The sequence below is a fragment of the Amycolatopsis sp. NPDC102389 genome, assembly GCF_044765885.1.
GTDB lineage: Bacteria > Actinomycetota > Actinomycetes > Mycobacteriales > Pseudonocardiaceae > Amycolatopsis.
Map to the genome: position 1 here is coordinate 22,497 of NZ_JBIWKX010000058.1, position 26,271 is coordinate 48,767.

Below are 26,271 nucleotides of genomic sequence, written 5' to 3' on the forward strand. Positions count from 1 at the left end.
TCCTACGCGTGTTGTGTTCGGGCGTCTACCCGCGAAAAGGATGAGCGCGGTGGACGGTGTGTGGGGGAAGATCGCCGGGTGATTTTCGGCAGAAGGAAGCCCGCGACCGAGGCTCTTCAGGAAACTCTGGAGAGCCGGGGTCACCGTGTCGGCGTGCTCGTCGAGGCGCTCGTGCGAGTCGACAAGTCCGGCGATGCCGCGGAAATCGCGGCGGCCTTCGAGGCGATCACTGCGACACCTGCGCTCATCGCGACTCTCGACGGGTACTGGCGGCACGATCGGGCTCTGGATGACGTCGCCCGGTCACTCAGGGCTCGCAGGGCAGGACTGCTGACAACCGCGATCGCGGCTTCGCACCGCGACGGCCGGGTCCGGGAACTGGCGGTCACGAGACTGCTGGCGAGACCGTGCCCGGAGATACTTCCGTTCCTGTTGCTGCGCATGACGGACTGGGCCGCACCGGTCAGGGACGTTGCCCGTGCGGGTGTCGTCCGGCTGCTGCACGACGATCCGGCGACGTATTTGCGGCCTGCCGCCGAAACGATGCTTCACCTCGGACGCCGTCGCCGTGGCGGCTTCGGCATGCGACAGCTGTACGCGGCTGCTTACGACGTCCCCGTGGCGGTGATCGAGCAGCTGATGTGCTCGGCGAACCTCGCGGTGCCGAGATTCGCGTTCGAGGTCAGAACCCGGCGTGGCGATCTCAAAGTCGACGAGCTGACTCGGCTCGCCCTGACGAATTCCGACAAGAACATCCGCGCCCGAGCCGGCGAGGCTGTCGCCCGCGAGGCCGTGTGGACCGGTCGCGTGGACGTCTTGCGCGAGCTGGCCACCTGCCGTCACGGTGAGGTGCGGATCAGTGCGCTGACCGGACTCGCGCGCCTCGGCCACTGGGAGGAAATCGCCGGTCTGCTGGACGACCGTTCCACGCTGATCCGTGCGCTCGCAAGGGATGCTGCTCGGCGTACGGGCGTCGACGCTGTCGGTTGGTATCGCTCCGCTGTTTCCGGAGCGAACCCTTCCCTGGGAGCCATCGCGGGACTTGCCGAATCGGGGCGGGCGGAGGACGGACGGCTGCTTTATCCGTTGCTGAGGCACTCTGCGGCCAGGGTGCGGGCACAAGCCATTGGGGCACTTCGGATTCTGGACGCCGTTCCGGTCGATTCAGTGAGGTCGATGCTCGAGGATCCTTCGCGGCGGGTGGTCAGGGCGGCCTTGAAGGCACTGTAGGGAGCCTCCTCCTTAGCGTCGGTGTGGAGCGTCTGCGGTCATTCGTTTCCACGTTCGGTCTGAGGTTCGTCGTCCTCGGGACCTGTGCGTGGTTCGTGGAACGGCTCTGGTGCTGTCTCGTAGGTATGGCCGCTCGGCGTGGTGATGATCATGCCGCCGTCGCCGGTGGGCACGGCCGACCACCCGGGTTCCTCCCGAAGCAGGTTGTGGTTCTTGCAGTGGATGTGACAGTTGTGATGATTGGTCTTTCCGTTGCGAGCCCGCGCGACGATGTGGTCGATCTCGGAGACCTCGGCCGGCACGTGACAGCCTGGTTGCGTGCACTCGCGATCCCTCGCCTTGATCAACCGGGCCAAGGACGCCGGCGACCGGTACTTGTCGCCGCCCGCCTCGAGCAATTGGCCCGTGGCGGAGTCGGTGATCAGCCGCGACCAGGTGGACTCGGGGTCGGAGGCGATTTCGCGGACCAGCCAGTCGGGGATGGGCCCGTACCCGGCGAGTGTCGCGGGATCATCGCGCGCGCCGACGAGTGTCAAGAAATCGACATAGACATGGATGTGGGCGCGCGGCTTACCGTGTCCGTCCTCGGCCAGCAGGCGTTCGGCGAAGACATCGGCGCGATGCTGGTCGAGGGTCCGGGTTTTGTCCTTGTTCCGCCGGGCTCGCGCGGCTCGGCTCATCGAGGCGTAGATGGAACTGGCGACCTCCGTGGGAAGATGGCCGGAAAGCGTGGACATGGTCTCGTCGTCGTGGTCCAACGAGATATGCCGTAACGCGCGTTTCTTGGCGGCTCTTTCGCGATAGCCGTCGGGGTCGAATTTCTGCACGGCGTGTCTCACCGAGCCCCGGATCGCGCCGGGATCACGATCGGCGAGACGTTTGCGCATCCAGGCGTCGACCTCCGCAGCGACTTCGTCCGACACTTCCCGTGTCAGCTGCATGACCTTGGAAGCCTTGTACAGGTCGATATCGCCGGCCTCCAACGCCGCCAGCGTGTTCGGCAGGCGGGCGACGAGGGCGCGGGAAGTCTCGACGAGCAGGTACGCGTGATTGCGGGTGACCGAGAAGCGCAAAGCGACCTCCTCGGTCACGGATCTTCGTGATCCACCGCGGATGGCGAAGTCGGCTAACGCTCGGACCTGACGCGCCTGTGTCCGACGAAGCGAAAGCTCTTCGTCGAACGCGGCGTCAAGAAAGCGAGCGGCTTTCGGGTTATACGGGAGAGTTGTGGTCATGCCGATAATCATAGTCGAACGCACGTTCGAAATCGAGCTGGATCGTGATCGGATTTACGCGGAGAGTGAACGGGCCAGTCACGACTGTTTGTTCATGCTGAGGTGCGATCGTCGGCGTGGCTGATTGAAGGGGTGAGTGAGGGCTCCTGCGGAAAGCCCCGATCGAGCCGATCCACGCCTGGATCGCAGTCGCATCATGGCGTTCGCGTTCGCGGAATCAGCTCTCCGGAAGATTCCGGAGATACGTGGCGATCAACGACTCCATCACTGCGACGGGGAGTGCCGGGTTGGCGGCCGCGTGCCGGGCCAAGTCAGGGTCGTTCACGAGTTCGATGAGAATGTCGGCCGGCAGGTTCGGGTGTTCCGCGGCCCACCGTCGCGCGGTGTCGTCTCGGAGGCACAGCAGCAGGGTCTCGGCACGGGTGTTCGGATGTTCGGCGACCGCCCGGTACACCCGCCGGGCGGTGGCGTTGCACGCCATGTGGTGCAGCAGTTCGGAATCGCAATGGGGGTTCGTCGCCAACCTGCGGAACAGGCTCGGGCCGTGCCGGGCGGCGAGTGCCCGTATCCGGTTCGCGGGCAGGGCGGGATGTGAGGCGATCCCTTTGGCGACATGGATGTCGTCGTCCGCCACGAGCAGTTCGAAGACATCCGCGGGCAGCGCGGTGCGCTGAGCGACCAGCATCCGGGCTCGTGGAGACGGAGACGCCGCGAGAAGACGCAGCTCCTCATCGGTCGCCGCCATGACGCGGGGCAACAGGACCGGTCCGATCCTGGTCGACTCGACCAGGTGCATGAGCACTTCCAGCGGAACCGACGGGTTGTGCGCCACGCCTCGCCGCACGTCCGCGGACTCGTCGTTCGCCAGCGCGCGCAGGATCGGCTCCGCCACCACGGGGTTGGCGGCCAAACCCGCGCGGACACCGAGGAGGCGATCGGCCGCCAGCCGTTGCTGGGCCTCGAAAGGCAGATCCGGCCGGTCCGCGATCGTGCATCGAATCGCCATGTCGTCGTGGGTCAATAGGGCGGTCACCTCGTCCAGCGAGGTGGTCGGATCGGCTGCCTTCTCGACGTCACTGTCGACATGCCAGGTGGTGTCGCGCGGTGGTACCGCGGGCCGGGCGGGCAGGCGGGCGCGCAGGCGATCGGGCAAAGCCGGGTTCGCCGTCAGACCGGTCACGATGTCTCGGTTTCGTTCGTCCACTCCACACTCCGGTCCGGCAGGTCCGCCTGACGCGGAACAGGCCAGACTACGGCCGTTGTCAGGCGGCGCAAATGGGTTTTGTCCGCCGCGGTTCAGATGAACCAGCGAGCGCGGACGACTCCGTCGAGGTCCGGTCTCACGGCCACGACCAGTGGTTCGTGGCCGTCGGTGGTGTGCGGCAGGAGGATGGCCGCGCGTGCGCCCGCGAACGCTTCGGCCAGGCCCGCTCGGTCTTCGCTGTCGGCGTGGAAGCCGTGGATGCGACCGTCGGCGTGCTCCAGGACGGCCCAGCCGATGAAGTCCGGCGCCATCGTGCCCAGCACTGCCGGAACATCGGTGGCCAGGTCCGGCCACACGTTCAGCAGCGCGCGCGGACGCAAGGCCAGCACGGCGTCGGCGGTGAGCCGATGCCAACGGGAGTGGTTGCCGACGACCTGCTCCTCCAACAGGACCGCGCCGCGCTGTGCCACAAGTGCCGCCACTTCGGCCCAGAACGCCGCGTCCTCCGGTCGCGATACGTACGGCCCGTCGTCCGGCTCGTAGGGCGAGCCATCCAGCGGTTCGACGAACAAACCGCTCGCGGCCGTCAACGCGACCGCGTGTCCGCACGGCTGGTCGCTTCCGATGTACAGGTATTGGTCGTAGCCGACGTGGACGAAGAACCGGTCGTCGGCCTCGAGCCGGCACCACGCGCCGTTGTCGCGCACCAGTTCACGTCCGACGTCAAGGGTGACCTGTGCGCCGTCGTGGTAGCCGGTGAGGTCGGAGGGGAACAGACCGTGCAGCCCGTGGCCGTCGATGGGCGGCTCTGCTCCGAAGTGGACGAATCCACTGACCTCGGGGTCGCGGATGGTCAGCAGGGTCACGCCGATGTCCTCGGCGAAGGCCGTCACGGCGGCGAGGTAGGCAGCCTCCACCGGTCCGTGGTCGCTCGTCACGTCCTCGGATCCGCGGTACGTGCCCCGGTCGTCGCGATCGGCAGGGTCGTACTTGGTGATCCGGTGGACGTACGAGGTGCTCATGATCGGCTGGGCCGTCCTTCGGAAGCGTGGATGATCGATGCGGTCACGTTAGACGTGCCGCCACCAACGTATTGACCTCGCGGTGGGGCGTTGGCCGCGCGATGATGCCGTGATGCGGACAGGTGCGACGTTTCGGCTCTCCGGTGATCACGGTGGAAGCGCGGCGCTGGTGACTCGGTTACTCGACTTGGAACCATCGTGCGCGTTCGAGGTCGGGGATCCGGTAGGGCGCCGTTCGGGAGCCGTCCGTCGGGTATCGCTGTGGCTGCTGTCGCCGGACTTACCGCCGGGCAGTGAGCTTTCCGATCATCTTCACTGGCTTCTCGACAAGCTCGAGCCCAAAGCCGACACGGTGTGGCGGTTGACCGGTCAGGGGTATGTGGCCGACTGGTTTTGTTTGGCGGCGTCGCGGGTGACCGAGCACGCGATCGTGCTCGACCGGCCGCTCCTTCGGAGGATTTTGGCGCTGCCGGGTGACCTGCTCCTGGACGTCATGGGCGACGACGACTGACATCGACCTGCGAGCGCGGATTCTCGATCGGCTACTTTGCGGTGGTGGATATCCAGGTGCGGCAGGGTGCGCTGACCGAGGTGCCGACGGACACGGTGACGGGAATGGACCGGCGTGTGTTCGGGGAGTTCGTCGGGCCGCAGGGTGAGTTGGCGTCGTACGCGTTCGGTTGGACGACCGGGTCGGACCCGCATGTCGCTCGCTTGTCGGTCGGGATCGGCGCGGGCAATCCTGGCGGCGGAACCTTCCACGCGGTCATCTTCGAACACGAGGACGGCCATGCGTTCTCGCTGACGGACGACCCGTTCGAGCGGGTGCCGCAGGGCGGGCCGGACCTGACCGCGGACGAGGCACGTGCCCATGAGGACTTGCCGTTCATCTGGTGGGTCGCCGACCAGGTCATGCAACGCGATCGGCGGGCTTGGTGGATGAAGCACTGGCTTCTGCGCACCACCTGTGTCCAGACCCTTGAGGTCTTCGAGCGCGGCGAGCCGATTCTGCTTGTCCGGCACGACGCCGAGGACGGCATGTGGCAGCTGATCGGTGCTTCCGACGCGGACGGCGCAGCCGGCAAGATCGGGCACCTGCACCACGCCGTCGACGAAGACCAGACCCTGATCGACACCCTCGACCTGCCGCCTGGAGGCAGCGCGACACGAACAGGCGTCGGAAGTCCCTGGAGCCGTCACTTCCAGAGTTGTGACTGATCCGGGCATATCCGTGATCGATACCCTGCACAGGTGTCGACAGATGAGAGCGCACCGCAGGTATTCCCCAATCGGTTCGCCGACGCCGTCGGATCCCGACGGGGTGGATCCGACCGGGATCACTGCCGGTGTGTCGGCCATTCGAAGGCGACCCGACCGGTGACCGTCTCCTTCCACGAGGACATACAAGACCACGAGGCAGAAGGCTGGCAGCACCTACTGGCGCTGATCGACGAGGCGGCCGCGGACGGCCGGACCGAGTTCGTCCCGTTCAGGGAGATGAGCGCTGCGGAACGGCGGCAGATCATCACGTTGCCGCCCACGATCGCGAAGCTGACCGCGGTCACGCACCTGGTCCTCTACGGCACGAATCTGGTGCGCCTGCCACCCGAGATCGGAGCGATGACCAACCTCGAGGTGTTCGAGCCCTACACATCGCACCGGCTGCATTGGTACCCGTACGAACTCACCAGATGCAGGGGAGTCATCGACAGCACGGTGAGCACTCGCGTCCTTTACGGCAACTTCAAGTTCCGGCCACCGTTTCCGGCACTGCGATCAACGTCCCGCGCCGACCAGGTGGACTTCGCCGAGCTCGATCCTGGCGTGTGGGGAACCACGGCCGTCCGGACTTGCAGCGTCTGCGACACGCCGGTCGACCAGGAACTGCACCAGGTGTGGATCTCCCGCCGGGTCGGCACCGATGTGCTGCCGCTGCTGGTGAACGCGTGCTCCGCGAACTGTGTGGCGTCGCTTCCGAAGCCGGAACAAGGTTACGTCCCAACGCCGCATACCGGCGGCCCGGACATCGTCCAGCCTGTTGGCCGCTAGCGGAATGACGGCGGACGACTTGTCAGCGCTGTGGCGGCGGCAGTGGCCCGGGTGCTCGACGAACACGAAATCGTCGCCGATGTGATGATCACCAGTCTGTCCTTCGATCGGATACACGCTCCCTACGACGGAGGTGCCGACGTCCTGCTGTCCACGACCACCGAACGCGACACCATGAAGCGTCGATACGCCGACTGGCTGTCCGTTCATCCGCACGGCTACTGACCGGTCGTGCTCCGGTGCTGTCGCCGAACGCGAGAAGCCCATGGTGAATGGCGCGAAAAGGGCGTAGAACCGTCTCGTGGCGAATACGCATGACCCACTCCGCGGCTCCCGCGAGCCGGAGCCGCGAGATCTGCCGCGGCTCCCCGGCGTGAGCCATGCGTTCCTGACGCTCTCCACCGGTCTGCGGATGCACGTCGCCGAGGCGGGCCGACCAGATGCCCCGACAGTCCTGCTCTTGCACGGTTTCCCGCAGCACTGGTGGGAGTGGCGCAAGGTCATCCTTCCGCTCGCGCGGCACTACCGGGTGATCGCGCCGGACCTGCGTGGCGCGGGCTGGACGGACGCACCGGCTCACGGATACTCCGCGAAGGAAATACTCGCCGACGTGCTCGCGCTGCTGGACCAGCTCGGTCTGCGCCGGGTCGGTCTCGTCGCGCATGACTTCAGTGCATTCGTCGGGTTCAGGCTCTGCTTCGATCACCCGGAACGGATCGCGGCTTTCCTTTGCCTCGGCCCGCATCCGTACCTCCGTTTCAAGCCGCACATGCTGGCCGGTATCCCGCAGTTGTGGTTCCAGCCGGTTGTCGCCACTCCTCGCCTGGGGCCGTGGGCCTTGGCGACCGACCGGCTTGCCCGCCACCTGCTGCGCGGGGGTTTCACCACGGCCGAGTCGATCACCGACGAAGATCTGGCGATCTTCACCGCGCGCCTGCACGAACCGGGGCATCCCGAGGCAGGCTCGGCGCTGTATCGAAAACTGATCCTCCCCGAGATGGGTCGTTTCTCCTCGGGCGCCTACCGCAAGCGGCGGCTCACGGTGCCTACCGTGGCGCTCGTGGGCGGCGCCGACGCAGGGGTCCGGCCAGGGATGCTCGACGTCCACGGCGACCCGGCGGGCGACCTGGCCGGTCATGTCGTCGACGGTGCGGGTCATTACCTCGCGGACGATCGGCCCGATGTCGTCACGACTCACGCACTGGAACTGTTCGCGCGCGTCCTCTGACAACCGGTTCCAGCTGGATGGGAAGAAGAAACCCGCCGACGGCGAAGTGGTGGTGAAAGCTGACCGTCGACGGGAAGGACCCACATGTCAGAGGCGGACATATGACGGCGGGAACGGGCGAGCAGGTGACCGACGCCGACCTGGCCGCCCGGTTGCCGCGGGACCCGGAACTGTTCACCGAAGTGCACGATCGCTACTTCGCGGCCATCTACCGGTATGTGGCCGGTCGTCTGGACGCGCAGACCGCGGAGGACATCGCCGCGGAGACGTTCCTCGTCGCGTTCGACCGGCGCGGCACGTTCGACGCCGAACGCGGCGAGGTGCGGGTCTGGCTGTTCGGTATCGCCACGAATCTGGTGGCCAGGCACCGCCGCCGGGAGGCTCGCCACTATCGGGCGCTGGCACGGGCGAGCGTCGCACCGGTGGTCGAGGGGCACGAGAGCAGGGTGGTCGCGTCGGTGGCCGCCCGGCGGCTGCTGCCTCAACTCGCGAACGCGCTGTCCCGGCTGTCCGCCGGGGAACGCGACGTGCTGCTCCTCGTGGCGCTCGGCCAGCTCGGGTACGAGGAAGTGGCCGCGGCGCTCGGTATCTCCTCCGGCACGGTCGGTTCCCGGCTCAGCCGTGCACGCAAGAAGCTCAACTCCATCCTCACCCCGGAGGCACTCGATGAATGACCTGCAGACACTGCGCGCCGCGCTGGCCATCGACGAGCCGTCTCAGGACGTGGTCGACCGCAGCAGGCACCGGCTCCAGAACCGGATCCGCGGCGGCAGGGTCTCCCGGCGGCGGACCGGCTGGCTGGTCGCGGGGGCCGGACTCACGGCGGCCGCCGCCGCAGCCGTGGCGATCGCGGCCATGCCCGCCGCACCGGTCGACGGTCCGCCGTCGCGAACGGTCAGCGGGCAGGAGGTCCTGCTCGTGGCCGCCACCGCCGCCGAGCGTTCCCCCGAGGGATCAGGCACCTACTGGCACGTGAAGGTGGCCGAGGTGGGCGGCGCCGCGGGGTATGAGTACTGGACCAAGCCGGACGGTCAGATGTGGACGAAGGGACCGAAGACAGGCGGCAAGGTCATGCCGATGAAAACGCATTCGGCCACCCCGTTCTCGCTGGTCGGCGTCGATCTGACCCTCGGTCAGTTGCGTGCCCTGCCGCGGGACCCGGAAGCGTTGAAGGCCTGGATCGCCGGGGCCATCGAGCGTGGCGACGCCAGGACGAGCGCGGGCACGTTCACCCCGAGCGACCGGGAACAGGCCGGCTTGCAGTCGTTGATCTCACTGGTGTCCACCCTGCCGGCCACACCGGAGGTCCGGGCCACGGCCTTCCGCGCGATCGCTGGCTATCCAGGTGTCGAGAACCTCGGCACGGTACCGGGCGGGCTTGGCCTGGTGCTGCCCAACGGCGAGCGGCTCGTCGTCGATCCGGCGACCGGACGGGTGAACCGGACGTCGGTCTTCGTCACCATCGACGGGGCGGTGTACAAGGTGGCCGGACCCGCCGGCGCCAGGATCAACGCCGAGTGGACCGACACCCTGCCCGAGTAGCTGAAGTGGCGGCGCGGCCTAGGCCACACCGAGAGTGCGGGTGAGGTCCTCGGTCGCCTGTCCGATATCCCGGACGACGAAGCACAGGTGGTAGAAGGCGTTCACCCGTCCTGTCTGCCTTCGGCCGCGGGGAGCAGCTCCCGCAGCATCGCCAGCAGTTCCCGGCGGTCCCCGGCCCCGAGTTTCCCCCGGATCCGTGCCATGTGGTGTTCCACGGTCTTCCCCGAGATGAACAGTTCGCTCCCGGCCTGCTTGTACGTCAGCCCGTCGACGACGAGGCGGGCGACCTCAAGTTCCCGTTCGCTCAAGGCGTTCAGCCCGGTGGCCGCGACGGGTTCCGGTGCCCGGCCTTGGAACTGCCGGGCCGCTTCGAGCAGCTGGACCATCGCCTTCCGGTCCGAAGTCCGGATCGCCGCTTGCCCGGCCAGCCGGGAGGCGTCCCAGCAGAGCCCGAGTTCGTGCAGTTCCGACGCGGACGCGGTGATCGCTTCGGGGTCGAAGCTTCCGGTCAAGACCGCGAGCCAGCCGGTCGCGGCGGCGGCGAGGGCCGCCGGATAGCGGCCGCAGGGCGCGAAGTCGTTCAACGCGGCCAGATGTTCGCCCGCCGACGCGTGGTCTTCGACGGTGATGGCGGCGTGCAGTTCGTGCCAGCGCAAAGTGGCTGTCCACAGTGGAGGGTTGCCGAGCGCGTCGAGTACGGCGTGTGCCCGTTCCAGCTGTCCGGCCAGTTTGGCGCTCGCGCCGCCCCGTGCGGCCGCGATCGCGAGTTCTCCCAGTGGTAGCAACGAATACAGGTCCGGCTGTTGCCGCATCGAAGCCTGATACGCCCGGTCCCACGAGCGTTGCAGGCCGGGGAGATCGCTCGCCCGCCGCGCCAGCCCCAGCTGCAGGGTGGCGGCGAAGAGTTCGTCGCGCGCTTCGAGGCCGTCCGGCGGCATCAAGGCCTCGGCGGCCGTCTTGAGGTCGCCCGCGGTCATCGCGACCCAGCCGAGCAGCAGCCGGTGCCGCTTCGCGAGCAGGTCGCCGCCGATCCGGCCGTTCGCCGCGCGGGTCAACACCGACTCGGCCAGCGCGAGTTCGCCGGAATGCAGGCCCACCAACGCCGCGAGGGCCGCCGGGCTGTCCGGGAGTGGCGCCGGCGCGCCCGCCGATTCCAGCATCGAAGCCGCGCCCAGCAGGGCGGACAGGGTTTCGGCGCCGCAACCCGACACCGAGCCGGTGATCGCCCGCGCCATCCGCGAGGCGGCACCGGCGAACAGGGTCGGGACTTCGGGAGTCTCCAGCACGCCTCGGGCGGCCTCGAGATTTCCCGTGCCCAGCAACGCGATCGCGGCGAACGCCTTCGACCCGGCCCGCCCGGACCATTGGTACAGCTCCGCGCTGTGCGCCAGTTCGCCGCGATGCGCCAGCACGGTCGCGGCCACCTCGGCACCCGCGGCCCTCGCGTCGGTATCCGAGGTGCTGCCGAGCATGCCGTCGCCGAGCCGGAGCGCGGTGTCGAGATCCCCGGCCAGCGCCGCGGCGTGCGCCCAGCCGACGGTGAGCGCCGCGCCGCGCCCACCGGCCTCGGACGCCGCCTCGTAGAACCGCGCCGCGAGTTTCGTGTCGTCGGGCATCGCCTCACGTGCCGCCGCTTCGAAGGCGGCCGCCGCGCTCGCGCCCGAACTTCCCGTTCCCAGCAAGGATCTGGCGAGGTCCAGCACCGGAAGCCCGTCCCGCAACTGGAGTTCCACCAGCCGCTGCAGCACGGTCAGCCGTCGCCCCGGCGAACTCCAGGTGCGGATGGCTTCGGCCGCGATCGGCAGCAGGATGTCGTCCTCGCCGAGGAGACCGGTCGCCCTGGCATCGTCGAAAACCTCGGGCAGCCCTTCCCGATCACGGTTCAGGAGCGCGGCGAGGAGATCGAGATTCCGGCCCGCGCCCGCCTCCGCCGCGATCAGGTAGCGGTGCACGTCTTCGTCCAGCTGCTCCAGTTCGCCGCGGAAGTCCGCGAGCCGTCCGGTGACCGCGCGCACCACGAGTCCCGGCACACCACCGGTTCTGGTGTGGACCTCCGCCGCGGTGGCCGCGTCGCCGCCGGAGTGCTCGACGAGCCGCCGGACGTCGTCGACGCCGAAAGCGCCCAAGGCCACCGACCTGCCGAAGGAATCGGCGAGCGCGCGCAGCGCTTTCGTGCGCGCCGCAGTCCGGAAGGCCAGGACGACGGGCGCCGTCGTTTCCTCCGCCCGCGCCCTGATCTTGGCGATCTCGTCGTCGTCGAGCTGGTCGGCGTCGTCGACCAGCAGCGCCTCGACGCCGGCGTCCCCGTAGTGACGTCCGAGCTGGCCGAGCAGATGGGTCTTGCCGTGTCCACCGGGGGCGACGACGGTGACCCGCACCGGGAGTTCCGGGGCGGCGGTCACCTCGTCGAGCAGACGCCGGGCACCCGGATGGATGATGCCGGGCTTGTCGAGCAGTGCGTTCAACAGCGACCTTCGGGGGAGGAAGTCGCGCCGGGGGTGGCCGGCGCGCACGAGCTCGAAGTGGTGGGAGGGGCTTCGGGACCCTTGTCCGCGGTGGCTTCTCGGGTGGTCAGGGTGAGCAGCAGGGTGGTCGCGGCCAGCACCACGACCGCGGCTCCGGCGACGAGGGGCTTGCGCCGGCTGAGCAGTTTCGCCGCCCCGGTGCGTTCTGGCAAGGGGAACGGGGTGATGTCGACCGGCGGCCGTTCGGGTCGCTCGGCGAGCTCTTCGGGCGTGTCCACCCGGGGGAGCAGCGTGGTTTCGACGGTCGCGACGGCGTGCGATCCCGCGCCGCCGGGTTGAGGAAGGTCACGTCGCGCGGCGATGTTGGCCGCCCCGGTCGCCACCGTCAGCAGCGGGTCGCTCGACGCGAAGACCGGGCACGGCGTCCGGCCGGGGACCGGCGGTGCCTCGCCGCAGAGCACGATGCCCGCCAGCGCCTGGGGCGGGACTCCGGCGCCGTGCGCGAGTTCGAAGACCTTGCCGACGGCTTCGGCGGGGTCGACGCCTTCCAGCGTTTTGACCGGCTGCCAGCCGTTGACGCCGGCGGCGGCGATCGTGACGACCGCGCCGTCCGGGCCGAATTCGCAGACACCGGCGGTGACATCGCCGTGAGGGGCGAGGTACGCGTGCAGTGCGGCGACGGGGGCCGCCACGAGTGCGGCACGGGGGAAGCCGGCCTCGGCCAGTGCCCGGCGCAGCAGGTCCCGGCGGAACGAACCCCAGCCGGCGGGGTGCGTGAGCACGATGTGGTGCGGTTTCTCACCGAAGCGTTCGGCCGCTTGATCCACCGCCGCGTCGACCAGGACCGCGCTGAGGGATTCGGCCGGGAACCGCTCGCCGCCGACGATCACGGGGATGTCGTCGCCGACCCGTTCGTGGAATCCGGTGAGCAGGCGGGCGGGCGCGGACCGGCCCGCCTCGACCGCGGCGTCCCCGGTGAGCAGGTAGCCGTCGTCGTCGAGGAACACCGCCGACGCCGCCGCCGGGCCGCGCGCGCCGAGCCACGACGGCTCGGGCACGCTCCAGCCGTCGCCGGAGTCCACGCAGGTGGCGGCGGTGGTGCGGGTCGAGGCGATATCGATGCCGAGGACGTAGGGCAACGAGCATCCTCCTTCGCTTGACCAGCCCCTAAGGACCAAATAGGGCCACTCACCTGAACGGCTTGACCCATCCGGGTGAGGGTTGGCATTAAACCCAACCGGATGCGTCTCGGTTAAGCCCCTAACGCCCTAACGATGTCATACCGATCCCCTATTGGCTGAGTGAGCGACGACCAGGAGTGATCCCCGATGTGCCCAGTGGCACCGGCTCACTAACTTCGGTGACCCGCGCTCAGCCGTGCCCTCCGGCCGCTGGGCCGCCCCACCGACCTAGACCCCCAGGAGAGTCCTTTCATGGGTTCCGTCCAGACCCTGCACGACTTCACGCTGAACCTGCTGAACGACACCGCGGCCCGCGCGGCGTTCGCCAACGACCCGCAGCAGGTGCTGGCCGACGCCGGCCTCGGTGACATCAACGCCGCCGACGTGCACGAGGTCGTCCCGCTGGTGCTCGACTTCGTCCCGGTCGGCACCGCGACCGACCTCACCGGAACCACCGCGGCCACCGCCGACAACCTTGCGGGCTTCGGCGGCGTCACCAACGCCGTCAACGGCACCGACGGCGAGTGCGCCGACGGCGTCCAGGGCGCGATCGACCAGCTCACCGCGCTGACCGCCGGCCTGCCGGTCGCCGTCCCCGGTGCCGGCGCCCTGCCGGGCCTGCCCGAGGCCGGTCTCCCGGGTGTCCCGGCCGTTCCGGGCCTGCCGGAGCTCGGCGACCTGCCCGCCGTCCCGGCCGTGCCCGCCGTGGGCGACCTGCCGGTCGACGTCCCGGGCCTGCCCGGCGTCCCGGCCGTCTCCGACGTGACCGACGTGTCGAACGCCGCCGCCGGCGTGACCGCCCTCGCGCAGAACACCGTCGGCAGCTTCGGCCTGACCGACGACCTTTCGCGTGGTCTCGACGCCGCTTCCGTCGGCCAGGCCGGCGACTTCGCCACCGGTGCCGTCGACACCGCGACCGACCTCGCCCACGGCGTCCCGGCCGTGGACACCGCCGGTCTCCCGGCCGTCGACTCGGTTCCGGCCGTCGGCGACCTGACCAGCGACCTGCCGCGTGCCGACGGTGTCGCGGGCGACGCCCCGAACTTCCTCTCCGAGGTCGGCGACCTGACCAGCGTCATCGGGCAGACGGGCGTCGCGGACGTCACCACCAAGGTGCACGAGATCGCGAACAACTACGGCAACGGTGACGTCGCCAACAACATCGCCCACAACAACGGCGACGTGGCGGGCAACGTGGCCAACGAGGTCGCCAACGTCGCGAACCACGCGGGCGTCACCGAGGTCCACGACACGGTTTCCGAGGTCGGCAACAACATCGGCCACAACATCGGCAACATCGGCGACGTCAACATCGGCGCCGGCGACATCGGTTCGGGCAACGACATCCACATCGGCTGACCTGAACCTCTTTCATATCTGTGCCAGGGCCCCGCGACCGCACCAGGTCGCGGGGCCCGCACGCCGGTGTTGGCCTATGCCACATTGATTCCGCGCTTGGTTAAGGGAACACTGCATCCCCGTGACAGCCCCCGCCTGGCTCGACGTGCTCAACGAGACCTTGGACGCCTGTGCCGCCCACGGTCGCGCCGACCTGGCCGAACGCCTCCGGCGCAGACGTGACCAGCAGGCGCCGGGCACCCGGATCGCGGTGGTCGGTTTTCCCAAGCAGGGCAAGGGTTACCTGCTCAACGCGCTGCTGAACGCGCCGGTCTGCGCGGTCGGGGACGCGAGTACGCCCGCCGTTCCCACGGAGATCGGGTACGCCGCCGATCCCGCCGCCGTCCTGGTCGGGCACGGCAGGGAGAACGTGCCGGTCGGCGACCTCGCGAAGGAACTCGAGGTCCGGCCGCCCGGTTCGCTGCGCCGGGTGGAAGTCGGCCTGCCGCGCGAACTTCTCGGTACGGGGCTGGTGCTGGTGGACACCCCGGCGATCGGGGATCCCCGGTCCCCGCGCACGGCGGCCACCCTCGACGTCCTCGCCGACGCGCACGCGGTGATCCTCGTCTCCGACGCCACGCAGGAACTCCAGCCCGCCGAACTCGCGCTGGCGAGGCATATCCGGACCTGGTGCCCGGCGTTGGTGCTGGCGCTGACCAAGATCGACGTGAGCCCGGACTGGCGGGAACTCGCCGCCCGCAATCGCGCCGCGCTGTCGGAGACCGGTGTCGTCGCCGACGTCTTCCCCGTGTCCGCGACCGTGCGGCAAGCCGCCGCGAAGGCCGGTGACGCCGGCCTCAACGGACGGTCCGGTTTCCCGGAACTCCTGAACTGGGTGGGAGAACAGGCCGCGCGCCCGATCGAGCGCACCCGCGCGCTCGCCGCCGCGGTGAGCGTGCGCGCGGCGGCGGTCGAACTGGTCGAGACGCTGCAGACCCGGCTGAACGCCGTCTCGCAGGACAACGGCATCGACCAGGTCACCCTGCTGCACCAGGCACAACGGCGCACCGAGGAGCTGCGGCGGCAGAACGTCCGCTGGCAGAACATGTTGTCGGACGAGATCACCGATCTGATCTCCGACGCCGAATACGACCTGCGTGAGCGGACCCGGGTGATCGTGCGGCATGTCGACCGCACCTTCGACGAAGGCGACCCGGTGCAGATCTGGCCGGATTTCCAGACCTGGCTGGAAGAGAGCCTCGCCGAGGCCGTCGAGACGAACTACAACTGGGTGTCCGACCGGTCGGAGTGGATCGCGCAAGCGGTCGCCTCGACCTTCGGGCCGCATTACGGCCAGGCCCCGGATCTGCCGCTGACCGGGTCCGGAGTGGACTCGATCCCCGAGGTCGGCACGCCCAAGATCGAGCGGTTCAAGATCGGGCAGAAACTCTTCACCGGTTTGCGCGGTTCCTACGGCGGCGTGCTGATGTTCGGCCTGGTCACCAGTCTCGCCGGGCTGCCGCTGATCAACCCGGTGTCGCTCGGCGCCGGTGTCGCGTTCGCCACCAAGAGCGTGCGCGACGAAGGCGGGATGCGGTTGCAGCGCCGCCAAGCGCTGGCGAAGGCCGCGGCGCAGCGCCATGTCGACGACGTCTTCATCCGGTTCAGCAAGGAGATCAAGGACGAGGTCCGTCAGGTGCAGCGGCGCCTGCGCGACCATTTCGCCGCGGTGTCCGACCAGCTTTCGGAAGAGCTGACGCGCCAACGGGAACTGATCATCGCCGGCTCCGCCGACCGGGACCGGCGTACCCAGCGGGTCAAGAAGGAGATCGACCGGCTGGCCGCCCTGCACCGGAAGGCGGGAGCTTTGGGCGCGACCGCCCGTGATATCCGGGAGCTTTCGGCGTGACCGCCCTCGACGTCCGGGAGCTGCTGAACGACGCGGCGGCGCACTACCGCGACCGCCCGCACGCGGTGGCGATGCTGCGGGAATGCCTGGAGCGACTGGAAGAACCGCTGCGCGTCGGGTTCATCGGCACGCCGGGGACCGGAAAGTCCACTTTGGTCTCCGCGCTGGCGGAATGGCCGACGCGGGCCTTGCGGGAGATCGATCTGTTCGACACTCCGGCGCCCGCCGAGCACGTCGACGCGACGGTGCGCCTGGTGCGCCATCTCGAACCCGACGAGCTCGCCGGCACCCGGCCGGTGGGTGGTTCGGCGTTCGCGCGGCAGACGGCGGTGAACTCCGTACTCGTGCTCGGCAGGGCGGACGAGGTCGGCGCGGGCCGGATCGATGCCTTGCTCACCGCGAAACAGCTAGCGAGGCGGGCTTGGCGCGAGGACCCGGATTGCGCGGGGTTCCAAGGAGTCATCGCGGTCGCCGGGCAACTGGGCTACGCGGGACGCGCGCTGCGGGACGACGAATTCGAGGTGCTGCGCGCGCTGGCGTCGGTCTCCCGGCCGGAACTGGAGCGGTATCTCCTGTCCGTGGATTCCTTTGTGGACGATCCGTTTCCGGTGCGGGTCCCGGCGGAATCGCGCAAACACCTGGTGTCGCGGTTCGGGCTCTACGGCGTCCGGCTGGCGATCACCCTGATCCGCACCGGCTGCGAGAGCAGGCTGAAACTCTCGGCGGAGCTCGTGCACCGCAGCGGCCTCGGCGATCTGAGGGACGCGCTCGCGGGGTCCTTCGTCGCGAGGGCCGAAGCGTTGAAGGCGCGTACGGCGGTGTTGCGGATCGAGGGCCTGCTCGCGGCCGAGCCGCGTCCGCACGGTGATCGGCTGGCCGCGCGCGTGGAACGCTTCGCCGCGGCCGCGCACGACTTCCGGGAACTGCGGCTCATCGCGGGTATCCGCGGCGGCCGCACGGCGTTGTCCGGGGACGCCGCCGAGGAGGCCGTCCGGCTGCTCGGCGCGCAGGGGCTCGCGCCCACGGAGCGGCTCGGTCTCGAACCCGACGCGGACCCGGCCGAGATCCACGCGGGGGCCGAAAGCGCGCTCGTCCGCTGGCGGCACGAGGCGGAACGAGCCGACGCCGCGCACGCCGAACGCGCCGCGGCCCGGGTGATCGTGCGTTCGGTCGAAGGCCTGCTCAACCTGTTCGTGGCTTGACGCCTGCCGGTCGGCGAGTCACCATAGAGCACTCTATGGTGACTCTGACCAGGCGAAAGGGGTCCGGCATGCCCGACGACGCGCGTCCGGATGTGCGGCTTCTCGGTGAACTTTTCGCGCATTGGGCGAAGACGATCCCCGATCAGGAGGCCCTCTCGTTCGCAGGGCGGCGGCTCACCTGGGCCGAGCTCGACGAGCGGGCGAGGCGCGTCACCGGCGCGCTCGCGGCCGCCGGGCTCGGCAGAGGGGACAGGGTCGCCTTCGTCGACAAGAACACGCCCGCCTGCCTGGAGGTGACCTTCGGCGCGTCCTCGCTCGGGGCGGCGAACGCGGTCGTCAACTGGCGCCTCGCCCCGGAGGAACTGGCGTACGTTCTCGGCGACAGTGGCGCGCGGATCGTCTTCGCCGGTCCGGAATCACTGGCCGCCGTCGAGGCGCTGCGCGATCGGCTGCCGTCCGTCGAGCGCGTGATCGTCGTCGGGGGAGAAGACGACCAGTACGAGGACTTCCTGGCCGAGGCGACGCCCGCCGAACTGTCGTCCGACGTCAACGAGCACGACGGCGCGCTGATCATCTACACCAGCGGTACCACGGGTTTCCCCAAGGGCGCCGTCCTGACGCACCGGAACCTGTTGGCGCACAGCCGCAACGCCGGCGCCCGGTTCCCGATGGGCGACGGCGACCGCAACCTGGTCGCGATGCCGCTGTTCCACGTCGGCGGGAGTTGCTACGCGATCATCGGTTTCCATTACGGGCAGCCGACGACGATGACCCGCGAACCCGACGGCAAGTCGCTGCTGGGCGCGCTGGCCGAAGGCGTCACGCACGCGTTCCTGGTGCCCGCCGTGGTCGCCGGGATCATGCAGGCGGGGGAGCGGGCCGTCGCCGCGTTCACGCGGTTGAAGTACCTGGGCTATGGCGCTTCGCCGATGCCGCTCCCGTTGCTGCGCAAGGCGCTCGCGGCCTGGCCGGACACTCGGTTCGTGCAGGTCTACGGCATGACCGAACTGTCGGGAGTGGTGACGACGCTCGATCCGGAGGCACATCGCGACACCGCCCGTCCGGAGCGGCTGGCGTCGGCGGGCACGGTGCTGCCCGCGGTGGGGATGCGGGTCGTCGATCCGGCGACCCTCGAAGACGCCGAACCGGGAACCCCTGGCGAGCTGTGGTTCCGCACCGATCAGGCGATGGCGGGTTATCTGGGCAAACCCGAGGCGACCGCCGAGACGATCGTCGACGGCTGGGTCCGCAGCGGAGACGTCGGCAGGGTCGACGACGGCGGTTTCGTCTTCATCGAAGACCGCGTGAAGGACATGATCATCACCGGTGGCGAGAACGTCTACTCGCCCGAGGTGGAGCGGGTCATCGCGGAGCATCCCGCGGTCGGCGAGGTCGCCGTGATCGGGGTCCCCGACGATCGCTGGGGAGAACAGATCAAGGCCGTGGTCGCGCCCGCCCCGGGAGAGCGGGTCGACGTCGAAGAACTCGTCGAGTACTGCCGGGAACGCCTGGCGCACTACAAATGCCCGCGTACGGTCGAGATCGTGGAAGCGTTGCCGCGCAACGCGACCGGCAAGATCCTCAAACGCACCCTGCGGCGCCCGTATTGGGAGGGGCGGGAGCGCGCGGTCTGATGCCGTCGACTGTCAGCCGCGAGAAGTACTTCGACGCGGCGTTGGAGATCCTCGCCGAGTCCGGGTTCGCCGGGCTCAACATCGGCGCGCTCGGCAGACGCCTCGGTGTCACGAGCGGCTCCTTCTACCACCATTTCGGCGGCTGGCCCGGATTCGTCGGCGCGCTGCTCGAATTCTGGGCACAGCGGCAGGTGCGGATCCTGCGGGAACTGGACTTCGGTTCCGGCGGCCCCGAGGCGGACTTCGCCGCGCTGATGAGCCTGACGCGCGGGCTCCCGCATCGTGCCGAGGCGGCCATCCGCGCCTGGGCGGCGAACGACGAAACCGTTCGCGTGGCGCAGAAACGGGTCGACGACGCCCGGGTCAAGACGGTCGGGAGGGTGGTGGCCGAGCTGATCCCCGACCGGCGTCGCGCGGAGGTGGTGACCTCGCTCGGACTGGCGATGCTGGTGGGCTACCAGCAGGTGGCCTCGGCGGGCGGATTCACCGATCTCGGCGAGATCCTCGACGAATACACCCGGCTGGTGCTGGCGGGCTAGCGGGGGCTGAAGGGGACTTTCACCGCGTGTGACGCGGTGAAAGCGTCCTTCGTCGCGTGAGATGAGGGGGCTCCTAGGCGTTGCCCAGGACCCGGGTCACGGTGATCTCGATGACCACCCGTTCCGGGTTCGGCTTGGGCTGCCGGTAGCGCGCGGCGTAGCGGTTCTCGGCGTCGCGCACGGCCTCCGGCTCTTCGCGCAGCACCGCGCGTCCCTCCAAAGTGGACCACCGGGGTCCGTCGATCTGACAGGCGGCGACCGGAATGCCCTTTTCGCCCGCTTCTTTGACCAGGCGGGCCTTCTTCGACGAGCGGAACGTGATCACCCTGGCGATCCCGGCCTCGAAGTCCACCGTGACCCCGACCGCGACGACGTGCGGGGTCCCGTCCGGGCGGACGGTGGTCAGGGTGGCGAGATGCCGTTCGGTCCAGAAGTCCCGGAAGGATTCGCCGCGTTCGCTCAGGTCGATCTTCATGGGCTCAACGCTAGGGCACCGTTCACGTAAGCGTCATTTGAGGTAATAGTAAGGAAACTTTCTTAACTCTCTTGTTTTTGGCTCATCCGGATGTCACTCTCGGAACGCGCCGCCGCCACCAACGACGTTTCCGGAGGAGCCATGAGAAAGACCGTTCGGACAGTGCTGGCCGCGGCCGCGCTGACCGCCGGGCTGGTCGCCACGACCGCCCCCGCCACCGCGGCGAGCACTCAGGGGACCCCTTACCTGCCCGGAGTCCTGCGCCCCTCGGTGAGCCAGTCGGCGCAGGACGCGGCGCTGGCCAAGTACTACGACTTCTGGAAGAAGAACTTCCTGACCACCAAGTGCGGCACGGGCACCTACGCGGTCAAGGCGCCGGACGCCGACCACGCCTTCGTGGCCGAGGGCCAGGGCTACGGCATGACCATCGCGGCCATGATGGGCGCCAAGGACCCGCAGGCGCGCACGGTCTTCGACGGCATCCTCAAGTTCGTGAAGGCGCACCCGTCCGTGATCGACAAGGACCTGCACGCCGCCGAGCAGGATCCGAACTGCAAGAGCGTCAACGGCGGCGACTCGGCGACCGACGGTGATCTCGAGATCGCCTACGGCCTGCTCATCGCCGACAAGGTCTGGGGCAGTGGGGGTTCGGTCAACTACAAGGCCGAGGCGCTGCGGATCATCAAGGCGATCAAGCGCAGCGAGGTCAACCCGGACACCAAGTTCATGCGGCTGGCGGACTGGGCCGACAGCGGTAAGTACATCAACGGCTCGCGCTCCTCGGACTGGATGCCGGGGCACCTTCGCGCGTTCGAGAAGGCCACTGGGGATTCGTTCTGGGGGCAGGTGCGTGCCCGGCAGGAGAAGGCCGTCACGCAGCTGCAGGACAAGTACGCGCCGAAGACCGGCCTGATCCCGGACTTCGTCGTCGGCACCAACGCCACGCCGAAGCCCGCGCCGTCGGACTACATGGAGGACCACCCGCAGCACTTCAGCTGGAACGCCTGCCGTGACCCGTGGCGCCTCGGCGTCGACGGCGTCACCGTGTCGGGCAGCCCGGCGCAGGGGCAGGTGCGGAAGATGAACACCTGGATCCAGCAGGCCACCGGTGGCGACCCCGCCAAGATCAACCAGGGTTACACGCTGTCGGGCTCCAAGATCTCGGGCGAGTCGGGTGAGCACCCCTGCTTCACCGCGTCGTTCGCCATCGCGGCGATGAACGATCCGGGCAGCCAGGCGTGGCTGGACAAGCTGTGGACCCGCGTCACGACCTGGTCGCCGAGTGCCACCGACTACTACGGCACCGGCATCACCGTGCAGGTCCTGATCATCCTCTCGGGGAACTACATCGCGGTCTGATCCCACTCGCGTGAAGGCCCCCTTCCCTCGGCTCAGTCGAGGGAAGGGGGCCTTCAGGCGCGAAACGGACATCCACCGGACAGGATTTCAACTGTGAGTTGACCACTTCAACAGCCAGTTGTAGCGTCGGCGACCACCCAAGGCACCGTGGAGGTCCGTCATGCCGTCGACGCCGCTCACCCTGAACCGAACCTGGCGCTTGGCCGTGCTCACCGGCCTGGCCGCGCTCGTCACCGCCGCCTGCGGAGGCGGGCCCGACGGCGCCGGCGGCCAGGAACCCGCGGCCCAGGGCGCGCCCGCCGCGATCCCGGACACGACCGCGCTGATCGAGTCCGTCCAGAAGGACGCCGCCGTCGCCGGCACCCTGCCCGCGAAGTACACGCAGGCCGGGATGCTGCACCTGGCCTCGAATCTGCAGTCCGCGCCCAACAACTTCTACGCCGCCGACGGCAAGACCCCGATCGGCTACGAGGTCGACCTCGCCAAGGCCATCGGCAAGAAGCTGGGCGTCACCGTGCACCACCAGGACATGGCGTTCGGTTCGCTGATCACGAGCCTCCAGTCCGGCCGCGTCGATCTCACGATGGCCGCGATGAACGACACGAAGGCCCGGCAGGCGCAGATCGATTTCGTCGACTACTTCTCGTCCGGTATCACGATCATGGTCCGCAAGGGCAATCCCGATCAGATCGCCGGCCCGGACACGTTGTGCGGCAAGAACGTCGCGGTGGTGCAGGGGACGAGCCACCAGAAGTTCGCCGAAGAGCAGAACGGCAAATGCACGCAGGCCGGTAAGCCCGCGCTGACCGTGACCGCGACCGATTCCGACACCCAGAACCAGAACCAGCTCCGCACCGGCCGGGTCGCCGCCATCCTGAACGACCTGCCCAGCGCGGTCTACATCTCGCGGACCGCGGGAGAGGGCAAGTTCTTCGAGGTCGTCCCCGGTGAGCCGATCAACGGCGGGCCGTACGGGATCGGCGTCAACAAGGAGAACAAGCCGCTCGCCGAGTCGATCCAGAAGGCGCTGCAGTCCCTGATCGCCGACGGCGGCTACGGCAAGATCCTCCAGGCATGGGGCGTCGAGCAGGGCGCGCTCAAGGAGGCGAAGCTCAATGGCGGAAGTTGAGCCGCTGCCGATCGTCCGGCTGAAACACTGGGGCCGGTGGGTCAGCGCCGTCGTCATCCTCGCGCTGCTGATCCTGCTCGGGATCGCGCTCGGGAACGCGCAGATCCAGTGGGATTCCGTGCCGGAGTTCCTGTGGTACCGCGTGATGGCGGTCGGCCTGCTCAACACCGTGCTGCTCGCGGTGATCGCGCAGGGATCGGCGATCGTCATCGGGATCGTGATCGCCCTGCTGCGCCGCTCGGCGAATCCGGTGGCGCGCTGGTTCGCGGCGGGCTACATCTGGCTGTTCCGCGGGCTTCCGGTGCTCTTGCAGATCCTGATCTGGTACAACCTGGCGCTGGTCTTCGAGTTCATCTCGATCCCGCTGCCCTTCGGCGGCCACCTGCTGCACGAACAGACCAACGTGCTGATCACCGCGTTCACCGCCGCGCTGCTCGGCTTGGCGCTCAACGAAAGCGCGTACATGGCGGAGATCGTCCGCGCCGGGCTGAACAGTGTCGACAGTGGACAGACCGAGGCGGCGAAGTCGATCGGGATGTCGCCGGGCGCGACACTGCGCCGCGTGGTGCTGCCGCAGGCGATGCGGGTGATCATCCCGCCGACCGGCAACGACTTCATCAACATGCTCAAGGGAACGTCGATGGCGTCGGTGATCGGCGTGACCGAACTGATCCACGCCGCCAACAACATCTCGTCCAACAACCTGCTGGTGATGGAGACACTGCTGGCCGCCGCCGTCTGGTACATGGTCGTGGTGACCGTCGCCGGCGTCGGGCAGCACTATCTCGAGCGCGCCTTCGATTCCGAAGACCGGTCACGGAGCCCGTTCTCCCGTGCCGCCAAGGCGTTGCGCACCGCGCCACTGGTGAGGAGTGAACGTGTCTGAGCCACTGCTCAAAGCCGTCGGCGTCCGCAAGAGCTACGGGCACACCGAGGTGCTCGGCGGGATCGACCTGGAAGTCCACAAAGGACAGGTGGTCTGCCTGCTCGGCCCGTCCGGCGCGGGGAAGAGCACCTTCCTGCGCTGCGTCAACCATCTGGAGACGATCGACGCCGGGCAGGTCTGGGTCGACGGCGAACCGATCGGATTCCGGCTGCGCAACGGAAAACTGTACGAGCTCAAGGAACGCGAGGTCGCCCGGCAGCGGCGTGACATCGGCATGGTGTTCCAGCGGTTCAACCTGTTCGGCCACCGGACGGCGCTGCAGAACGTCGTCGAGGGGCCGGTGCGGGTGCTCGGCGTCCCGATGGAGGAAGCCAGGGCGCAGGCGCTCGATCTGCTCGACAGGGTCGGCCTCGCGCACCGCGCCGACGCGTACCCGGCGCAACTGTCGGGCGGGCAGCAGCAGCGGGTCGCGATCGCCCGGTCGCTCGCGATGAAACCGAAGCTGATGCTGTTCGACGAGCCGACGTCGGCGCTCGATCCGGAGCTCGTGGGCGAGGTGCTGGCGGTGATGGGTACGTTGGCCGCGGAGGGGATGACGATGGTCGTGGTGACGCACGAGATGGGGTTCGCGGCCGAGGCCGCGGACGAGGTGGTGTTCATGGCCGACGGCATGGTCGTCGAGACCGGCCCGCCGGGGGAGATCCTGAGCGCTCCGAAGCACGAGCGGACCCGGCAGTTCCTGGCCAGGGTCCTCGCATGACGCGGATCTCGCCGCGGTACCTGCTGCAGTTCGACGAACCGGCCGGGTACCTCGACTTCGCGCGGTTCGGCCCGCCGTCGCACGCCGTGCTCGACACGACGGCGAGCCTGCTCGACGCCTCGACCAAGGCCGGTCCGTCCACTGTGGATGACCTGATGCGGCAGGAGACCAGGGCCAAGGCCGCCGCCGCACGGCTGTCCGGCAGCGACACCGACCACACGGTCCTGTTGCCGCACACCAGTCTCGGGTTGTTCCAGGCGGCGTTCAACGCGCCCGGCGGTGAGGCGCTGGTGTCTTCGGCGGAGTTCCCGGCCAACACCTACCCGTGGGCGCGCGCGGAACAGGCGGGGCGGCTGACCGTGCGGCGGCTGCCGCTGGGCAACGTCACCGCGGACGCGGTCAAGGCGGCGCTGACACCGGAAACATCGCTGGTGAGCGTGAGCGCGGTCGACTTCCGCACCGGGTACCGCGCCGATCTGGCGGCCATCCGGGAAGTGGCAGGGGACAGGCTGCTCGTGGTCGACGGGATCCAGGGTTTCGGGGTGACCGAGGCGCCGTGGGAGGTCGCGGACGTGCTCGTCGTCGGCGGGCAGAAGTGGCTGCGGGCGGGCTGGGGAACCGGCTTCGCCGTGCTGTCCGACCGCGCGCTGGAGCGGATGGAACCGATCCTCTCCGGCTGGACCGGCGCCCGCGATCCGGGCCTGTTCGACGACGAGATCCATCCGGCCGACGACACCGCGGCGGCGTGGTCGATCTCGAACCTGAGCCCGATCACCTCCGGTGCGTTCGCCGCCGCGCTGGAACTGGTCGAGGAAGCGGGCGTCGGAGCCATCGCGTGCCGGATCGCCGAACGCGTCGGCGAACTCGAAGAGGTCGTGAAATCCGTTGGCGGAGAAGTGGTTTCGGCCGTCGACCGGCGGGCCGGGATCCTCGCCTTCACCGTGGCGGGACACGCTGCCGAACAGGTCGGTGCCGCGCTGGCGAACGCCGGGATCGCCGCGACCGTGCGGCCGGAACACGTCCGGCTGTCGCCGCACGCGTCCACTCCGGCGAGCGCGGCGGAACAGGTGCGTTCGGCGTTGGACCGGCTGAAGAAGCCGGCCACGGTGGTCCCCGGCGTTCCCGCGGCCGGAGTGGCGTCGGGGGATCTGCTCACCGCGCTCGTCCCGGCGGTGCACGCGCTCGCGGCGATGCTGGGGCCGGGCAACGAAGTCCTGCTGCACGATCTGAGCAGGCTGCCGGACTCGATCGTCGCCATCGCGGGTGACCTCACCGGCCGGACGGTCGGCGGGCCGATGACGGATCTGCTGCTGGGGCTCGTCCGCCGGGGCACCACGCAGGATCTGACGAACTACGAGACCCACGGCCCCGACGGGCGCGCGATCCGCTCGTCGACGCTGTTCCTGCGGGACGCCGACGGGGTCGCGATCGGGTGCCTGTGCGTCAACCGGCTGTCCGACGGTGCGCCGAAGGCCAACGGGCACGAACCCGAGACGTTCCCGCCCGACGTCGACAGCCTGCAGCGGTTCCTGGTCGGGCGCGCGGTGGCGAAGGCCGGGATTCCGGTGGACCTGATGAAGAAACGGCACAAGGCGGCCGTGGTCCGGGAACTGGACGAGGCGGGGTTCTTCCTCATCAAGGACTCGGTGGACCACCTCGCCGGGGAACTCGACGTCACGCGGTACACGATCTACAACTACCTGAACGAGATCCGAGGTCAGGTCTCGTGAGTGGTAAGGGCGGTTATTGAGGGGTAAGTCAAACGTGGCGTGGTCGGTGCGGGTGGGGGGGGGGGGGGGGGGGGGGGGGGGTGAACCGCGCCGCCCCCCCCCCCCCCCCCGCGCCCCGCCGCCCCGGCGCGGAATAACACACAAATGACGCCGC

At 69.0% G+C, this 26,271-nt stretch carries 24 protein-coding genes; 18 read left to right on the forward strand and 6 right to left on the reverse strand.

Annotation, left to right across the window (positions count from 1 at the left end; genetic code table 11):
* The first annotated feature begins 153 nt into the window (after positions 1 to 153).
* Entirely contained in the window at positions 154 to 1,230 is a 1,077-nt protein-coding gene (locus ACIRGA_RS33310) for a hypothetical protein (protein WP_400948778.1), read from the forward strand.
* 38 nt (positions 1,231 to 1,268) lie between these two features.
* On the opposite strand, the gene ACIRGA_RS33315 is transcribed toward ACIRGA_RS33310, so the two are convergent.
* The 3 genes from ACIRGA_RS33315 to ACIRGA_RS33325 form a co-directional block, all read right to left on the reverse strand.
* Positions 1,269 to 2,321, reverse strand: coding sequence for a DUF222 domain-containing protein (locus ACIRGA_RS33315; protein ID WP_400948781.1), 1,053 nt, complete (start codon positions 2,319 to 2,321; stop codon positions 1,269 to 1,271).
* A gap of 361 nt (positions 2,322 to 2,682) precedes the next feature.
* Positions 2,683 to 3,645 (reverse strand): hypothetical protein, encoded by a 963-nt coding sequence (locus ACIRGA_RS33320; RefSeq protein WP_400948785.1) that lies wholly within the window; start codon positions 3,643 to 3,645, stop codon positions 2,683 to 2,685.
* A 116-nt stretch (positions 3,646 to 3,761) separates the two neighbouring features.
* Positions 3,762 to 4,691, reverse strand: a complete 930-nt coding sequence (locus tag ACIRGA_RS33325) for an RNA-binding protein (RefSeq protein WP_400948788.1) — start codon at positions 4,689 to 4,691, stop codon at positions 3,762 to 3,764.
* A gap of 112 nt (positions 4,692 to 4,803) precedes the next feature.
* Between ACIRGA_RS33325 and ACIRGA_RS33330 the strand changes: the two genes are divergently transcribed.
* The 7 genes from ACIRGA_RS33330 (at position 4,804) to ACIRGA_RS33360 (ending at position 9,510) form a co-directional block, all read left to right on the forward strand.
* Positions 4,804 to 5,202 carry a DUF4279 domain-containing protein gene (locus ACIRGA_RS33330; protein WP_400948851.1) on the forward strand — a complete coding sequence of 133 codons (399 nt, stop codon included), beginning with the start codon at positions 4,804 to 4,806 and terminating at the stop codon, positions 5,200 to 5,202.
* A 44-nt stretch (positions 5,203 to 5,246) separates the two neighbouring features.
* Positions 5,247 to 5,909: a hypothetical protein gene (locus ACIRGA_RS33335; protein ID WP_400948791.1), complete on the forward strand. Its 663-nt coding sequence runs from the start codon at positions 5,247 to 5,249 to the stop codon at positions 5,907 to 5,909.
* Between the two features lie 159 nt (positions 5,910 to 6,068).
* Positions 6,069 to 6,740 carry a leucine-rich repeat domain-containing protein gene (locus tag ACIRGA_RS33340; RefSeq protein WP_400948794.1) on the forward strand — a complete coding sequence of 224 codons (672 nt, stop codon included), beginning with the start codon at positions 6,069 to 6,071 and terminating at the stop codon, positions 6,738 to 6,740.
* A gap of 30 nt (positions 6,741 to 6,770) precedes the next feature.
* Positions 6,771 to 6,965 (forward strand): hypothetical protein, encoded by a 195-nt coding sequence (locus tag ACIRGA_RS33345; RefSeq protein WP_400948797.1) that lies wholly within the window; start codon positions 6,771 to 6,773, stop codon positions 6,963 to 6,965.
* Positions 6,966 to 7,041: 76 nt separating this feature from the next.
* Entirely contained in the window at positions 7,042 to 7,968 is a 927-nt protein-coding gene (locus tag ACIRGA_RS33350; protein ID WP_400948801.1) for an alpha/beta fold hydrolase, read from the forward strand.
* Between the two features lie 101 nt (positions 7,969 to 8,069).
* Positions 8,070 to 8,642 carry an RNA polymerase sigma factor gene (locus tag ACIRGA_RS33355; RefSeq protein ID WP_400948804.1) on the forward strand — a complete coding sequence of 191 codons (573 nt, stop codon included), beginning with the start codon at positions 8,070 to 8,072 and terminating at the stop codon, positions 8,640 to 8,642.
* Entirely contained in the window at positions 8,635 to 9,510 is an 876-nt protein-coding gene (locus tag ACIRGA_RS33360) for a CU044_5270 family protein (protein ID WP_400948807.1), read from the forward strand. The genes ACIRGA_RS33355 and ACIRGA_RS33360 overlap by 8 nt, the downstream gene beginning before the upstream one ends.
* Positions 9,511 to 9,611: 101 nt before the next feature.
* On the opposite strand, the gene ACIRGA_RS33365 is transcribed toward ACIRGA_RS33360, so the two are convergent.
* Both ACIRGA_RS33365 and ACIRGA_RS33370 read right to left on the reverse strand, forming a co-directional pair.
* Entirely contained in the window at positions 9,612 to 11,975 is a 2,364-nt protein-coding gene (locus ACIRGA_RS33365; RefSeq protein ID WP_400948811.1) for a LuxR C-terminal-related transcriptional regulator, read from the reverse strand.
* Complete coding sequence (locus ACIRGA_RS33370; protein ID WP_400948814.1) at positions 11,972 to 13,114, reverse strand: molecular chaperone DnaK; 1,143 nt, start codon at positions 13,112 to 13,114, stop codon at positions 11,972 to 11,974. The genes ACIRGA_RS33365 and ACIRGA_RS33370 overlap by 4 nt, the downstream gene beginning before the upstream one ends.
* 294 nt (positions 13,115 to 13,408) lie before the next feature.
* On the opposite strand from ACIRGA_RS33370, the gene ACIRGA_RS33375 reads away from it, so the two are divergent.
* The 5 genes from ACIRGA_RS33375 (at position 13,409) to ACIRGA_RS33395 (ending at position 19,778) form a co-directional block, all read left to right on the forward strand.
* The gene (locus ACIRGA_RS33375) at positions 13,409 to 14,515 is read left to right on the forward strand and encodes an IniB N-terminal domain-containing protein (RefSeq protein ID WP_400948816.1); all 1,107 of its coding nucleotides are present in this window, start codon (positions 13,409 to 13,411) and stop codon (positions 14,513 to 14,515) included.
* 121 nt (positions 14,516 to 14,636) lie between these two features.
* Positions 14,637 to 16,403 (forward strand): dynamin family protein, encoded by a 1,767-nt coding sequence (locus ACIRGA_RS33380; RefSeq protein WP_400948818.1) that lies wholly within the window; start codon positions 14,637 to 14,639, stop codon positions 16,401 to 16,403.
* The gene (locus ACIRGA_RS33385) at positions 16,400 to 17,605 is read left to right on the forward strand and encodes a GTPase (RefSeq protein ID WP_400948820.1); all 1,206 of its coding nucleotides are present in this window, start codon (positions 16,400 to 16,402) and stop codon (positions 17,603 to 17,605) included. The genes ACIRGA_RS33380 and ACIRGA_RS33385 overlap by 4 nt, the downstream gene beginning before the upstream one ends.
* A 68-nt stretch (positions 17,606 to 17,673) precedes the next feature.
* A complete protein-coding gene (locus ACIRGA_RS33390; protein WP_400948824.1) occupies positions 17,674 to 19,239 on the forward strand; it encodes a long-chain-fatty-acid--CoA ligase in 1,566 nt (521 codons plus the stop codon).
* Entirely contained in the window at positions 19,239 to 19,778 is a 540-nt protein-coding gene (locus ACIRGA_RS33395) for a TetR/AcrR family transcriptional regulator (protein ID WP_400948826.1), read from the forward strand. Before ACIRGA_RS33390 ends, ACIRGA_RS33395 begins: the two co-directional genes overlap by 1 nt.
* 73 nt (positions 19,779 to 19,851) lie before the next feature.
* On the opposite strand, the gene ACIRGA_RS33400 is transcribed toward ACIRGA_RS33395, so the two are convergent.
* Positions 19,852 to 20,253, reverse strand: a complete 402-nt coding sequence (locus ACIRGA_RS33400) for a PPOX class F420-dependent oxidoreductase (RefSeq protein WP_400948830.1) — start codon at positions 20,251 to 20,253, stop codon at positions 19,852 to 19,854.
* Positions 20,254 to 20,394: 141 nt separating this feature from the next.
* On the opposite strand from ACIRGA_RS33400, the gene ACIRGA_RS33405 reads away from it, so the two are divergent.
* From ACIRGA_RS33405 to ACIRGA_RS33425, 5 genes are all read left to right on the forward strand, one after another.
* The gene (locus ACIRGA_RS33405) at positions 20,395 to 21,612 is read left to right on the forward strand and encodes a glycosyl hydrolase family 8 (RefSeq protein WP_400948832.1); all 1,218 of its coding nucleotides are present in this window, start codon (positions 20,395 to 20,397) and stop codon (positions 21,610 to 21,612) included.
* A gap of 160 nt (positions 21,613 to 21,772) precedes the next feature.
* Positions 21,773 to 22,741: an ABC transporter substrate-binding protein gene (locus tag ACIRGA_RS33410; RefSeq protein WP_400948836.1), complete on the forward strand. Its 969-nt coding sequence runs from the start codon at positions 21,773 to 21,775 to the stop codon at positions 22,739 to 22,741.
* Positions 22,728 to 23,627, forward strand: a complete 900-nt coding sequence (locus ACIRGA_RS33415; RefSeq protein ID WP_400948839.1) for an amino acid ABC transporter permease — start codon at positions 22,728 to 22,730, stop codon at positions 23,625 to 23,627. The genes ACIRGA_RS33410 and ACIRGA_RS33415 overlap by 14 nt, the downstream gene beginning before the upstream one ends.
* Positions 23,620 to 24,387, forward strand: a complete 768-nt coding sequence (locus tag ACIRGA_RS33420) for an amino acid ABC transporter ATP-binding protein (protein ID WP_400948842.1) — start codon at positions 23,620 to 23,622, stop codon at positions 24,385 to 24,387. Before ACIRGA_RS33415 ends, ACIRGA_RS33420 begins: the two co-directional genes overlap by 8 nt.
* Positions 24,384 to 26,117 carry an aminotransferase class V-fold PLP-dependent enzyme gene (locus ACIRGA_RS33425; protein ID WP_400948845.1) on the forward strand — a complete coding sequence of 578 codons (1,734 nt, stop codon included), beginning with the start codon at positions 24,384 to 24,386 and terminating at the stop codon, positions 26,115 to 26,117. Before ACIRGA_RS33420 ends, ACIRGA_RS33425 begins: the two co-directional genes overlap by 4 nt.
* The last annotated feature ends 154 nt before the right edge of the window (positions 26,118 to 26,271 follow it).

Coding starts and splice junctions, on each gene's coding strand:
- ACIRGA_RS33325 (WP_400948788.1), bottom strand. CDS start 4,691: ATGAGCACCTCGTACGTCCACCGGATCACCAAGTACGACCCTGCCGAT.
- ACIRGA_RS33360 (WP_400948807.1), top strand. CDS start 8,635: ATGAATGACCTGCAGACACTGCGCGCCGCGCTGGCCATCGACGAGCCG.
- ACIRGA_RS33355 (WP_400948804.1), top strand. CDS start 8,070: ATGACGGCGGGAACGGGCGAGCAGGTGACCGACGCCGACCTGGCCGCC.
- ACIRGA_RS33410 (WP_400948836.1), top strand. CDS start 21,773: ATGCCGTCGACGCCGCTCACCCTGAACCGAACCTGGCGCTTGGCCGTG.
- ACIRGA_RS33395 (WP_400948826.1), top strand. CDS start 19,239: ATGCCGTCGACTGTCAGCCGCGAGAAGTACTTCGACGCGGCGTTGGAG.
- ACIRGA_RS33405 (WP_400948832.1), top strand. CDS start 20,395: ATGAGAAAGACCGTTCGGACAGTGCTGGCCGCGGCCGCGCTGACCGCC.
- ACIRGA_RS33425 (WP_400948845.1), top strand. CDS start 24,384: ATGACGCGGATCTCGCCGCGGTACCTGCTGCAGTTCGACGAACCGGCC.
- ACIRGA_RS33390 (WP_400948824.1), top strand. CDS start 17,674: ATGCCCGACGACGCGCGTCCGGATGTGCGGCTTCTCGGTGAACTTTTC.
- ACIRGA_RS33375 (WP_400948816.1), top strand. CDS start 13,409: ATGGGTTCCGTCCAGACCCTGCACGACTTCACGCTGAACCTGCTGAAC.
- ACIRGA_RS33415 (WP_400948839.1), top strand. CDS start 22,728: ATGGCGGAAGTTGAGCCGCTGCCGATCGTCCGGCTGAAACACTGGGGC.
- ACIRGA_RS33330 (WP_400948851.1), top strand. CDS start 4,804: ATGCGGACAGGTGCGACGTTTCGGCTCTCCGGTGATCACGGTGGAAGC.
- ACIRGA_RS33400 (WP_400948830.1), bottom strand. CDS start 20,253: ATGAAGATCGACCTGAGCGAACGCGGCGAATCCTTCCGGGACTTCTGG.